This is a genomic window from Paenibacillus sp. FSL R5-0923, assembly GCF_038009145.1.
Taxonomy (GTDB): domain Bacteria; phylum Bacillota; class Bacilli; order Paenibacillales; family Paenibacillaceae; genus Paenibacillus_AQ.
In genome coordinates this window covers 44,422-58,026 of sequence record NZ_JBBPAT010000001.1, presented here as the reverse complement: position 1 = coordinate 58,026, position 13,605 = coordinate 44,422, and the positions used below count along the sequence as shown (strand labels likewise).

9 protein-coding genes, 1 rRNA gene and 3 riboswitches are annotated in these 13,605 nt (G+C 42.8%); all 10 genes read left to right on the top strand.

The window, feature by feature from the left end; genetic code table 11:
- Positions 1 to 54: 54 nt before the first annotated feature.
- The 10 genes from MKX35_RS00255 (at position 55) to MKX35_RS00210 (ending at position 13,591) form a co-directional block, all read left to right on the top strand.
- Positions 55 to 519, top strand: coding sequence for a hypothetical protein (locus tag MKX35_RS00255; protein WP_076285855.1), 465 nt, complete (start codon positions 55 to 57; stop codon positions 517 to 519).
- A gap of 187 nt (positions 520 to 706) precedes the next feature.
- Positions 707 to 806, top strand: a riboswitch (purine riboswitch).
- Positions 807 to 931: 125 nt separating this feature from the next.
- Positions 932 to 2,332, top strand: coding sequence for an NCS2 family permease (locus MKX35_RS00250; RefSeq protein WP_042184716.1), 1,401 nt, complete (start codon positions 932 to 934; stop codon positions 2,330 to 2,332).
- Between the two features lie 155 nt (positions 2,333 to 2,487).
- On the top strand, positions 2,488 to 4,467 hold the full coding sequence (locus MKX35_RS00245; RefSeq protein WP_076285854.1) for a glycosyltransferase family 39 protein: 1,980 nt from the start codon (positions 2,488 to 2,490) through the stop codon (positions 4,465 to 4,467).
- Positions 4,464 to 6,518, top strand: coding sequence for a glycosyltransferase 87 family protein (locus MKX35_RS00240; protein WP_076301089.1), 2,055 nt, complete (start codon positions 4,464 to 4,466; stop codon positions 6,516 to 6,518). Before MKX35_RS00245 ends, MKX35_RS00240 begins: the two co-directional genes overlap by 4 nt.
- Entirely contained in the window at positions 6,508 to 8,286 is a 1,779-nt protein-coding gene (locus tag MKX35_RS00235; RefSeq protein WP_076301090.1) for a phospholipid carrier-dependent glycosyltransferase, read from the top strand. The genes MKX35_RS00240 and MKX35_RS00235 overlap by 11 nt, the downstream gene beginning before the upstream one ends.
- Positions 8,287 to 8,386: 100 nt before the next feature.
- Positions 8,387 to 9,367: a glycosyltransferase family 2 protein gene (locus MKX35_RS00230; protein WP_076285851.1), complete on the top strand. Its 981-nt coding sequence runs from the start codon at positions 8,387 to 8,389 to the stop codon at positions 9,365 to 9,367.
- Entirely contained in the window at positions 9,357 to 9,761 is a 405-nt protein-coding gene (locus MKX35_RS00225) for a GtrA family protein (protein ID WP_076301091.1), read from the top strand. Before MKX35_RS00230 ends, MKX35_RS00225 begins: the two co-directional genes overlap by 11 nt.
- 33 nt (positions 9,762 to 9,794) lie before the next feature.
- On the top strand, positions 9,795 to 10,445 hold the full coding sequence (locus MKX35_RS00220; protein WP_042184724.1) for a class D sortase: 651 nt from the start codon (positions 9,795 to 9,797) through the stop codon (positions 10,443 to 10,445).
- A 124-nt stretch (positions 10,446 to 10,569) separates the two neighbouring features.
- A riboswitch (cyclic di-GMP riboswitch) is annotated at positions 10,570 to 10,650 on the top strand.
- A 108-nt stretch (positions 10,651 to 10,758) separates the two neighbouring features.
- Positions 10,759 to 10,839, top strand: a riboswitch (cyclic di-GMP riboswitch).
- A 13-nt stretch (positions 10,840 to 10,852) separates the two neighbouring features.
- Positions 10,853 to 11,662, top strand: coding sequence for a transglutaminase-like domain-containing protein (locus MKX35_RS00215; protein WP_081383096.1), 810 nt, complete (start codon positions 10,853 to 10,855; stop codon positions 11,660 to 11,662).
- 371 nt (positions 11,663 to 12,033) lie between these two features.
- Positions 12,034 to 13,591 (top strand): 16S ribosomal RNA (locus MKX35_RS00210).
- The last annotated feature ends 14 nt before the right edge of the window (positions 13,592 to 13,605 follow it).

Here is a 13,605-nt window from a genome sequence, read left to right as displayed (position 1 = left end):
TGCTCAATATGAATGTGATAAAATGGGGAAAATCTATCATAGGGAGAAATTAACATGGGATTTTCTCTTCTCGGCACACTAATGGCATTAATCCTTCTTGCCCCAAGTTTGCTAATGATTAAGTTTCCACCTGAAAATGTACCTTCGGGTTTGCGAGATGCAGGACCAATCTATACCCTCTTGGAGAGAGCAGGGCAATTGGGTTGTATAGGTATTCTTGCGATCTCACAGGATAACTTTCAACAGGTAAAGTTTGGCGTAATTGCTGTCTTTATTGTCTTGATTATTGCTATTTATTATGGTCTATGGGTTCGATATATAGTTAAGGGGCAGCAATTTAAATTATTATGGGACCCTTTAGTTTTTATTCCGATCCCGATGGCAGTTCTTCCAGTATGTGCATTCGGATTGGCAGCGATTTGGGGAAAATCTATTTGGCTGAGTATTGCAGTAGTTTGTTTAGCAATAGGGCATTTAGCTAATTCTTGGCATAGTTATAAGTACACTAAAGATCAATAACTAGAAACATAGTGAAATATACCCATATAAAAAGTGATCGGATAGTTAATAAGCTGCATTGCAAGAACGAGTTTGATAGTAGATACAAGCATGAAAATGTATGATTTACGAACAATGGAAAAAATAAAGTCGAAAATGTTCGCTTTTTATCATTGACAACTTATATGATGTCCACCTAAAATGATAGAGCACAACAACATAATTCTTTCGTATATTTCCGGGAATTGGCCTGGAAGTTTCTACGAGGTCACCGTAATGACCTGGCTACGATTAAGAAGAGCAGAGCAACCCCGCATTGTCCTTAATTTAGGACTATGGTCATGGGAGGCTACTCTTTTTTTCGAGCCGGTGTCTAACAGATACCGGCTTTTTTGTTGCTGTCAGACACAACATACCTTAGGGGGAGAACAATTTGAATCGGTTTTTCAAGTTGAAAGAGAACGGCACCACAGTTCGTACAGAAATCATGGCGGGCTTGACCACGTTCATGGCAATGGCTTACATCTTGTCGGTTAATCCGAGTACTTTAACAGCATTTGGCCGTATTGATATGGGCTGGTACTCTGTATTTCTAGCGACGGCGCTGGCAGCAGGTATTTTCACCATCGCAATGGGCGTGTTCATAAACTTTCCAGTGGCATTGGCACCTGGTATGGGACTTAACGCATATTTTGCTTCCGTAATTCTATCTTCCGCCACTTCAGAGCATCCATTCACTTGGCAAATGGGTCTGACAGCCGTATTTATTTCCGGTTTGATCTTTATTTTGCTGACTGTAACTCGAGTGCGACAGATCTTACTAACTGCAATTCCTGACAGCTTGAAACATGCGATTACAGTAGGTATCGGGATGTTCATTACGATCCTTGGTCTTAAGAACAGTGGACTCATGACGATTGGTGTTGAAGCCGGTAAAGACATTCCTGCTAACACTTTCACAGATGTCCTTTCCTTTGAAACTATCATTCACATGGGTAGCCTAGAGAATTCCAATGTCCAATTGGTAATTATCGGACTTCTTCTAATCTCTATCCTGATGGTATTGAACGTTAAAGGTGCGATTTTATTCGGTATCTTGGGAACAACTGTCGCTGGTATGCTGATGGGTGTAGTTGATTTCAGTGCATTGTCCAGTCCGGCAACGCCTTGGGTTCCTGACTTCACACAATTGAACTTCTTCCAGTTTGACTGGGATGGTATCCTGCACACAGGTATTGTTTCAGCGATTGCAACTTTCACATTTGTAGAGTTGTTTGATACATTTGGTACACTTGTAGGTACTGCTCAACGCGCAGGTATTATGGATAACCCTGAAGAAGGTAATAGACGTGTAGGTAATGCGATGTTTGTCGATGCAGTTGCTGTAGCAGGTGGTGCGGCACTGGGTACTTCGACTACTACTGCTTTTGTAGAAAGCGCGGCAGGTGTTGCTGAAGGTGGACGTACAGGTCTTACAGCTGTAACAACGGGCGTATGTTTCTTGCTTGCATTGTTCCTTGCTCCAGTGGTTGCTCTTATTCCTGGATCTGCTACAGCCGCAGCATTGATCGTCGTAGGTGTGCTGATGGCACAATCGATCCGTCAAATCGATTTTCAAGATATGGTTGTTGCAATTCCAGCGTTCCTAACACTTGTAATCATGCCTTTCACTTATAATATTGCTAACGGTATCTCCTTTGGTATCGTAACTTATGTAATCCTTGCTTCAGTTGCTAACCTTGCAGGTAAGAAGAAATACGATATTCACTGGATGATGTGGGTACTTGCGATCCTGATCGTTCTCCGTTATGTATTCCTTGGTAGCGAGGGCTAACATATATACAGTATTTCTGAAATTCATCTTGGGCTCCTTCATTACTGAAGGGGCCGTTTTTTTTATTTTGGATTATGTATTCTCCTACTTAACTTGTTGGATGTTCTTCCTTTCCATCATCCAATATTTAGATTATATTGTTGAAGAGGTGATGAATGTTGTCCACAAGATTTAGCAATTGGTCTTCTTATTTTAAAAGTAATCCTTGGCCTCTCTTATTGTTTTTGCTGGGGGCTGTGATTCGCATTTTTTACTTTGGTTCGATTCCAGGTGGCTTGAATCAGGATGAGGCATCTATAGGTTATGATGCTTACGCTATTCTTCATTATGGAATAGACCGCAATGGTATTCATTTACCTATTCACCTCATTGCTTGGGGAAGCGGACAGAATGCACTTTATGCTTACTTATCAATGCCTTTCATATTATTGTTCGGACTTACTCCAATGTCTGTACGTGCGATTAGCTTAATCATGGGTCTACTGGGTATGCTCGTATTCTATCTTCTTTCCAAAGAGCTATTTACTTCCAGAACTGCTGGTATTGTGGCGATGTTTTTTATAGCAATTAATCCTTGGCATATTATGATGTCAAGATGGGCACTGGAATCTAATTTATTCCCCACCCTGATTCTGTTCTCCGTTTATATGTTACTTAAATCATTTCATATTCCGAAGTGGTCTTATGGATTTACAATTATGCTTGCCCTTTCACTTTATGCTTATGGAACATCCTATTTTTTTGTGCCGATATTTGCTTTAGGTGCTGGAATTCTTCTATTCTATACAAGAGCGCTAAAGCTTCGGACCATTCTATGGAACTGTGCTCTGTTTATATTAATGTCACTTCCAATCTTCCTATTTATTATGATCAATCGATTGTCGCTAGAGGGGATTTTGACCCCATTGTTCTCAATTCCGAGATTGACAACACCGCGTGTGGAACAGGTAACTTCTATATTCGGAGGGCAACTATTACATACAGCATTAAGCAATTTCCGGGAATTTTTGAAGATATTAATTAGCGGATCTGATGGTTTGCCTTGGAATTCGATTTCACCTTATGGATACGCGTATCCTATTGCGTTACCCTTTGTACTTATAGGACTTATATTTATGTTAACGACAATACGGAACCGTGGTCGTGAGCGGACTGGACTGCTCGTTATTTTACTTTGGTTGTTTGTTTCCGTTTTGATGACCTTTGTTACGAACGTAAACATTAATCGGATGAATGTAATTTTCTATCCAATCATTTTGCTGATTGTTGCAGGGTTTATGTGGTTAAGCAAGAAAGTAAAAGTATTAGCAATTCTGTCGGCTGTAACCTTTAGCTTATTTTTTGTTCTATTCACTACAGTTTATTTCCGCGATTATCCTAAAGAGATAGGACCGGCTTTCTATGAATCTTTCGGTGAGGCTATACAATATGCGTCTGAAGAGAGTGCTGGGAACATCTACGTGACTGATAAAGTTAATATGCCTTATATTTATGTGCTTTTTTATGAGCAGATCAATCCCCATGATTTCTTAGCAACCGTTAATTATTCTAATCCTGGAGGTGCATTTCAGCAGGTGTCTTCCTTTGGGAGATATAGATTTGGATATTCAAGCATAGTTCCGGGAGAGACAGCGACATATATCTTGTGGAATGGTGATCCCACTCCTGCTGAAAGCGATAATTATTCGGTTAAACGTTTTGCCAACTATACTGTTGTGACCGCTAAGACTGGGGTAGTAGAGGGAATCTCGGAATTTACAAATGGAGGATTTGAAGAGGGGATATCAGGCTGGAGCTTCTCATCCGGTACGGGTGTGGCAACCAATAATCCCTATAATGGAAGTTATTTGGCCTATCTTGATCCGGGATTTGACAAAACGATTACACAATCTATCAGAATAGCAGAACCTGGAGAATATAAGCTTGGTATAATGGTTAGTGCTGGTGGAGAAGAAGGAAGGGTTGGCGTCCGAGTTAATGGCGTAGTGCGGGCGGAGGCTGAAATACCTGCTAGTGAGGTTTATCAAGAGCTTACACTTCCAATGGTATCTATCGGTCAGAATGAGCAAACTGAAATTTTTATTAAAGGCGGTAAAGGCTGGATTAATATAGACGAGGTGAGGTTGGAACGATGATCAAGAGTACACGTACGGCCGCAATGACTGTATTGATGCTGTTATTGTTTTTGCTTCCTGTAACAAGCATTTATGCAGACGGAAATCTATTGCAGAACCCTGGATTTGAGGAGGGAGGAGAGGACGCTCCTTCTAACTGGACTAAGGATATGTGGATTTCTGGAGACAACTCGGGCATACTTTCAATCCAATCGGACGAGGTTCACTCCGGTAGTAAAGCGGCAGTCATTGAGAATATCGAGCCCAATCATTTGAAATGGGTGCAGACGATTAAGGCAACGCCGGACAGCTATTATAAAATCTCTGGATGGATCAAAGTAGTAAGTACCGCAGGCGAGGGAATGGGCGCCAATATACTTGCCGTTGGAGTAGGCGGGGGTTATCCCAACGTAACGGATACGGCAGGAGAGTGGCAATATCTTGAATACATAGGCCAGACAGGACCTAAACAGAAAGAATTCGGCATAGGTGCAAGTTTGGGAGGCTACTCTAGCTTGATTCAAGGTAAAGCTTATTTTGATGATTTGTCTGTAGAAAAATTAGACGCTGCTCCCGAAGGGGCCAACGTCATTTCGCTGGATAGTGCAGCAGTTAGTCAGGATGCTGGTGGCAAAAAAGCGGATACCCCACATAAGGTATCTCCAACCAAGATGCTGCTGATCTCAGCGCTTTTCAGTGTATTTTTTGCAGTGCTTTATACCAAGGCATTCCGCAGTGAGAAGCTTATGAAGCAACCTGAGAATGTCTATTCCAAATGGCTGAGCATTGCCATCGGGGTTGCTTTTATCCTAAGGGTCTGGATTGGTCTGACTGCTCAAGGCTATCAGAACGACATGAATACCTTTATAGCTTGGGGTCAGCGTATGGTTGATTTAGGTCCAGGCAAGTTTTATGAAGAAGGGTATTTTGCCGATTATCCTCCTGGTTATTTGTACATTTTGTACATTCTTAGTTTTATTCGCGGTGTATTTGGCTTTGCGCATGGTTCGGGTGGAGAGAATCTGCTATTCAAACTGCCAGCGATTATTTCTGATTTGGTATTGGGTTTTTTCATATTTAAAATGTCTCGCAAAAAACTCGGCTCAGGGATCGCTTTTGGCTTAACGCTATTATTTCTGTTTAATCCGGCGGTGCTTGTTAATTCAGCGGCGTGGGGACAAGCGGATTCGTTCTTTCTGATTTTCCTGTTGCTCAGTATCCATGGCGCTGCGAACAAAAAGTTTGTTCAATCCGCGATTTTGTTTGTATTAGCAACTTTAATTAAACCACAATCGTTAATATTCACACCGGTATTATTGTTTGCTTTCTATCATCACCGTGCTTGGAAGCAGCTTGGATTTGGAGCTTTGTATGGATTAGGGATATTCGGATTGCTCGCGGCACCATTTTTCTGGAATAACGGTGGTTTAGTGAGCCTTATTAATCTGTATAAGAGTACGTTATCTTCCTATCCCTATTCTTCTGTGAATGCATTTAATCTATATGCACTGACTGACCCGATGTGGTCATCTCTTGACCTAACTTGGTTAGGTATTACTTACCGTGTATGGGGCTTCATATTTATTTTAGTGGCAGTAGCCATAGCAACGTTTTATTCCTTCAAAAAAGATCGCTTGGATTTATCCAAATCCTACTTTATCGGTATGGCGCTCATTGTAGTAGTCTTTGTGCTTGGAACCAAAATGCATGAACGTTATATGTTCCCTGCTGTTATTCTCTGTATGTTCACTTATATAGCGAGTCGGGATCGTAGGTTTTTATCTCTATTCCTTGGATTCAGCTTAACGCAGTATATCAATGTGGCTTATACGTTAACTCATCTAAATGCAGGTGTAAATCCAGGTGCAGATGGAATCGTGTTGGTTACTTCTATAGCTAACCTGTCATTATTGCTATACATGTTCTACATTGGTTATGACGTGTATGTTCGTGGGGGAGTAAAGCCTCTTCCAGCACCACCAACACCTGAAGAAAAATATGAAGAAGACCTTAAAGTCGTCGAGCAAATAAGACCGCACCAGAAGGGAGGGAGATTGAGCGATGAAGTTTAAGCGTATAGATTGGATATGTATTCTTGCCATTACTGCCGTTTACGCGGCAATTGCTTTATATAATTTAGGTTCTACTAAATCTCCAGAGACCTTGTGGGAGCCAGCTGCCAGCGGTGAAAGCTTCTATGTAGATCTAGGACAGAGTAAACAATTGGAACGCGTGAATATCTTCGGTGGCGTAGGTACCGGGAAGTTTAAGCTCGAATTCAGTGAATCCCCTGAGGTCTGGAGTAGTCCGCTGGATGTAAGCGAGGATGTTGGGAATGTCTTCATCTGGAAAAGCCAACCTCTGAACGTTGCAGCAAGATACGTGAAGTTTACAGTCACCTCTCCAGGGTTCACTTTAAATGAAATGGCCTTCTATGAGCAGGGAGGCGAAAGAGTACCTCTTCCTATAGCCGGTGTTACACCGGATGCTAGTGCAGTCGCTAAAAGAGGAGAACCTGCCAATCTTTTTGACGAGCAGTCGCTCATCCCTGAATATTCTAACTTTATGAATAGCACTTATTTTGACGAGATCTACCATGCACGGACAGCTTATGAATATACACACGGGATTGTGCCTTATGAGAACACGCATCCACCACTAGGCAAGCTATTGATCGCAGTAGGGATGGAACTGTTTGGAGTCAATCCTTTCGGCTGGCGTATTATCGGAACATTGTTCGGGATTGCCATGCTGCCTCTCATTTATGTAATGGCACTACGTCTCTTTAAAAAGAGTAAATACGCAGCACTTGCAGCTGGATTGTTCGCACTGGATTTCATGCATTTCACACAAACAAGAATCTCTACGATCGATGTATACGGAGTATTCTTCATCATGTTAATGTTTTATTTCATGCAGCGATATTACACTATGAATTTCTTCAGTCAGCCCTTAAGAAAAACGCTAATTCCGTTATTCTGGTCCGGTTTATTCTTCGGAATTGGTGTCGCCTCCAAGTGGATTGTACTGTACGGAGGAGCTGGGCTGGCCATTATGCTAGCTATCTCGCTCTTCGAGCGCTACAGAGAATACCAAGCATCGGGACGTTTGCTCGCGGAAGGCAAGATCAAAGACAAGCAACTGCTAGGTACCTGTGGCGAAGCTGTAAATTCGTTCTGGAAAAATACCATTATTACGCTAGCTAGTTGTGTTGCATTCTTCGTAATCATACCGGTCATTATTTATAGTTTATCTTTTGTTCCGGGTTTATCTGCATCCGCAGAGGGCTTTACTATAAAAGGCTTGATTGATTCCCAAAAGAACATGTACAACTATCACAGTCAGCTTGTAGCTACACATCCTTTTGCTTCCTCCTGGTGGCAATGGCCGTTTATGAAGAGACCTGTCTGGTTCTTCAGTGGCAGTGAGGGATTGCCGCAAGGTCAGGTCAGCAGTATAGTGACTATGGGGAATCCGCTTATCTGGTGGACGGGGATTTTCGCAATGCTGGCAACACTGTGGATTACACTGAAACGCAAAGATAAGACCCTTTATATGATATGGATCGCCTTTTTCTCACAATATGTTCCGTGGATGCTTGTCCCAAGGGAAACCTTTATCTACCATTATTTTGCTATGGTGCCTTTTATGATTCTTGGTATTGTATATATAATGAAGTTGCTAGATAGCAAATATCCTGAGGCTCGTTATGTTAGTTATGTCTATGTGGCTGTTGCTTTACTGCTCTTTGTCGCGTTCTACCCTGTCCTGTCAGGGATGCAGGTAAGCGGAGATTATGTGAAGAATATGCTGCGTTGGTTCCCATCTTGGGTTTTCTAAGATTTTTTTAAAATATCTATAACAATAAGTTTATGCTTACAGCGTTATTATGAAGTACAGAAAGATGTAACGCTCCATAAAGCTTTTAGGAGGAATAAAGGTGAAAGCCAGATATAGTGTAATTGTACCCATGTTCAATGAGGAGCAAGTAATTAGCGTTACTTACGAACGTTTGAAAAAAGTAATGGACGAATGCGGCGATACTTATGAGCTAGTCTTCGTTAATGACGGAAGTCGTGATCGTTCGGCCCAGATGATTCGGGAGATCAGTGATCGGGATGAATGCGTCAAGCTAATTGATTTCTCGCGTAATTTCGGACATCAGGTAGCGATTACAGCTGGCATGGACTATGCCGAAGGTCAAGCGGTTGTTGTTATTGACGCTGACCTTCAAGATCCACCGGAGGTCATTTTGCAAATGATCGAGAAGTGGAAAGAGGGCTATGACGTTGTGTATGCGAAGCGGCTGAAGCGCCGTGGAGAAACGATGTTCAAAAAGGTAACGGCCAAGATCTTTTATCGATTGCTCAGCAGCATGACAAGTGTAGACATTCCCACGGACACAGGTGATTTTCGTCTTATTGATCGTAAGGTATGTGATGTCTTGCGAGGTCTCAAGGAAAAAAATCGGTATGTCAGAGGTTTAGTGAGCTGGGTCGGCTTCAAGCAGACGATGGTGGAATATGAGCGGGAAGAACGATTTGCAGGAGAAACTAAGTATCCTCTTAAGAAAATGATTCGTTTTGCGCTGGATGGGATCACTTCCTTTTCGCATAAACCACTTAAGATTGCTACGTATGTCGGATTCTTTCTTTCCTTCTCCAGTTTTCTCTATTTATTCTTCGTATTGTTTCAAAGAATCTTTTTCACCTCATGGACGGTTCCAGGTTGGGCTTCCATTGTAGGGGTCAATTTGCTCTTTAACGGTATCGTTCTGATGCTGCTAGGTGTAATCGGTGAGTATATTGGACGGATTTATGACGAGTCTAAGGATAGACCGTTGTATATTGTCAGTGAGACTATAGGATATCGTAACGAAGAAGAAGTGGATCGCCGGAAGGATTACAAAGATGTCAGATAAGAACTTTCGGACTGCTTTCATACAGTTTCTCAAATTTAATGCTGTAGGTTTGGTAAATACCCTCATTGATTTCGTAATCTTCACATTACTGAACTCATTTGGGATGGTATATGCGTTGGCACAGGTGATTTCTTATAGTGCAGGGACAGCGAACAGCTTTATTTTGAATAAAAAAGTAACCTTCAAGGATCGTGATCGTGGCAATAAAGAGGGTTTTGATAAGACGCAGTTGCTGAAGTTTATCGTACTGAATCTGGTAGTACTCGGAATATCGCTGTTGCTAATGCATCTGTTGACTGACAAACTAGGCATTCAAGTGTTGATCTCTAAGGTATTAGTAACGTTTGTGACGGTGATCATTAACTTCTTCGGAAGTCGTAAATGGGTATTCTAAAGTTCAGTAGAACAATCTACGGAGGTGAAAATCATGCGTAAATTCTCGTATGTGCTCATACTGGCGGGGATCCTTATCATGCTCTATCCAAAAGCTAACGAATGGTATAACGACTGGCAGCAGGATAAGCTATTAGAATCGGCTGAACTGAGCACCAGTGAAAGTACTCCACCACCTGATCTGAAGAGCAGATATGCCGAGGTCACTCAGCTACTAGCGGAGGAATCAGCTCTAGATGCACAAGCACAGCCGCAAGAAACAGAAAAGCCGGAACCGGAAATTGAAGTGGGTGGCAAAGTTATCGCATTAATTGAGATCGATAAGATCGATCTGAAGCTGCCTGTATTAGAAGGGGCTACTAAAGCGAATATGAAGCATGCCGCGGCCCATATGAAAGAAACAACTCCAATAGGAGAAATAGGGAACGCCGCAATAGCTGCACATAGAGCTAGAACTACGGGCAGATTGTTTAACAGGCTGAATGAGGTTGTGATTGGGGATACGATTACGGTAAAGACTAGCGATCAGACTTATAATTACGAGGTTTATGATATTTCTGTTGTACTTCCTAGTGATGTGTCTGTTCTAGACGGGAATAACAAAGATAAAATTCTTACTCTAATTACGTGTGACCCACTAGTAGATCCTACACATCGTTTGATTGTTCATGCCAAGCTTTCCTAATCGTTGACGAGAAATAACAAGAGAATTCAAATACAGAGAAATAACTATAAAATAATAGTAAATCTAGCAATTTTGTTCTTGTTTACGAGGATAAATATGGTAGTATAAGACTATAAAAGCTAAACACGATAAACGGCAAACCTATCGAAAGGTAGGGACGCAAAGCTAAAGGGCCTTCCCGTAAGGATGGCAGCCAGTTACCGAATGAAGAGGCTTTTTTTGTTTTTATAAAATATATAAGAATCTTAGATTCATATTTCTACTTGGACTGATTCTGTTAATTTGTCTAGTGAAATTAGAACAGATAGAGCTTATACGATAACGGCAAACCTATCGAAAGGTAGGGACGCAAAGCTAAAGGGCCTTCCCGAAAGGATGGCAGCCAGCTACCGAAAGGGGTTTTATCCGTGAAAAAGGTTTATTTTATGATGGTGGCGCTGTTCGTACTGATTACTGCGGTTCCGGTAAGCACAGCTCAAGCCGCAAGTGTAGATGCAAGCTGGTTGATTACATCGAAAGTGGCTCAAGGTGTTATTGGAATTAACTATGATATTCCGAAAGATAAAAGAATCAAACTCATGATCACTAAAGACAACAGCAGCTATACATATAACTTATATGCTTCTGGACAAGCTGAGGACTTCCCTTTACAACAAGGTAATGGTACTTATAAGGTTTCTGTTCTTGAGAACACAACCGGCAATAAATACAAAGCGTTATATTCCGAAGTAGTAGACGTAACCATGAGTGACTCGAATTCCGTATATTTGGGCTCCGTACAGAATGTGAAATGGAGTTCTTCTGATAAAGCGATCCTTAAGGCCAAAGAGCTTACAAAAGGCAAAACAACAGATGAAGAGAAAGTTAAGGCAATCTATAACTATGTAGTTGCTAATGTACAATACGATTATTCTCTTGCTAATAACGTAACAACAGATTACATTCCGAACATTAACAACACTTTGAATACTAAAAAAGGAATCTGCTATGACTATGCTTCTCTTTTTGCCGCAATGCTGCGTAGTGTAGATGTGCCTGCTAAATTGGTGATGGGGAATACTAGCTACGTTACGCAATACCATGCATGGAATGAAGTGTTGATGGATGGGAAATGGGTTACTATTGATACAACGGTAGATGCATCGTCAGCGAAGAGTAAGAAGAATACGGATTTTATTAAGGCTTCAAGTAAGTATACTGCAGCAAAATACTATTAATTTGCATCGCTAGATTCATAACTCTATTAAATAAACAACCAGCTTAATTATTAAGCTAGTTGTTTATTTTTCTATTAGGGGTTGCTTTTCTATGAATAGATAGGTTATTATAGTTAAGCGTTGTTAGACAGCGTACAGGCAATGTTTGAGAGAGTTATATAAACGGCTTTCGAAAAATAAAGCTTGCATTACTGAGAACAACATGATATATTATAAGAGTTGCTGCTGAGACATTAAACGGCGCCAACGAGAACTTGATCTTTGAAAACTGAACAACGAGTGAGTAGGAAATCACGAAAGTGAAATCCAAAATTAGAGAATTAATTTTCTCGTCAGATGTTTCAAAATGAGCATATCGCTCTTTTCAATACTAATTGGAGAGTTTGATCCTGGCTCAGGACGAACGCTGGCGGCGTGCCTAATACATGCAAGTCGAGCGGAGTTATTTTGAAAGCTTGCTTTCAAAATGACTTAGCGGCGGACGGGTGAGTAACACGTAGGCAACCTGCCCCTTAGACTGGGATAACTACCGGAAACGGTAGCTAATACCGGATAATTTCTTTTTTCTCCTGAAGAAAGAATGAAAGACGGAGCAATCTGTCACTGAGGGATGGGCCTGCGGCGCATTAGCTAGTTGGTGGGGTAACGGCCCACCAAGGCGACGATGCGTAGCCGACCTGAGAGGGTGAACGGCCACACTGGGACTGAGACACGGCCCAGACTCCTACGGGAGGCAGCAGTAGGGAATCTTCCGCAATGGACGAAAGTCTGACGGAGCAACGCCGCGTGAGTGATGAAGGTTTTCGGATCGTAAAGCTCTGTTGCCAGGGAAGAACGTCCGGTAGAGTAACTGCTATCGGAGTGACGGTACCTGAGAAGAAAGCCCCGGCTAACTACGTGCCAGCAGCCGCGGTAATACGTAGGGGGCAAGCGTTGTCCGGAATTATTGGGCGTAAAGCGCGCGCAGGCGGTCATTTAAGTCTGGTGTTTAAACCTTGGGCTCAACCTGAGGTCGCACTGGAAACTGGGTGACTTGAGTACAGAAGAGGAAAGTGGAATTCCACGTGTAGCGGTGAAATGCGTAGATATGTGGAGGAACACCAGTGGCGAAGGCGACTTTCTGGGCTGTAACTGACGCTGAGGCGCGAAAGCGTGGGGAGCAAACAGGATTAGATACCCTGGTAGTCCACGCCGTAAACGATGAGTGCTAGGTGTTAGGGGTTTCGATACCCTTGGTGCCGAAGTTAACACAGTAAGCACTCCGCCTGGGGAGTACGGTCGCAAGACTGAAACTCAAAGGAATTGACGGGGACCCGCACAAGCAGTGGAGTATGTGGTTTAATTCGAAGCAACGCGAAGAACCTTACCAGGTCTTGACATCCCTCTGAATCCACTAGAGATAGTGGCGGCCTTCGGGACAGAGGAGACAGGTGGTGCATGGTTGTCGTCAGCTCGTGTCGTGAGATGTTGGGTTAAGTCCCGCAACGAGCGCAACCCTTAACTTTAGTTGCCAGCAGGTAAGGCTGGGCACTCTAGAGTGACTGCCGGTGACAAACCGGAGGAAGGTGGGGATGACGTCAAATCATCATGCCCCTTATGACCTGGGCTACACACGTACTACAATGGCCGGTACAACGGGAAGCGAAGCCGCGAGGTGAAGCCAATCCCATCAAAGCCGGTCTCAGTTCGGATTGCAGGCTGCAACTCGCCTGCATGAAGTCGGAATTGCTAGTAATCGCGGATCAGCATGCCGCGGTGAATACGTTCCCGGGTCTTGTACACACCGCCCGTCACACCACGAGAGTTTACAACACCCGAAGTCGGTGGGGTAACCCGCAAGGGAGCCAGCCGCCGAAGGTGGGGTAGATGATTGGGGTGAAGTCGTAACAAGGTAGCCGTATCGGAAGGTGCGGCTGGATCACCTCCTTTCTATGGAGAATCGT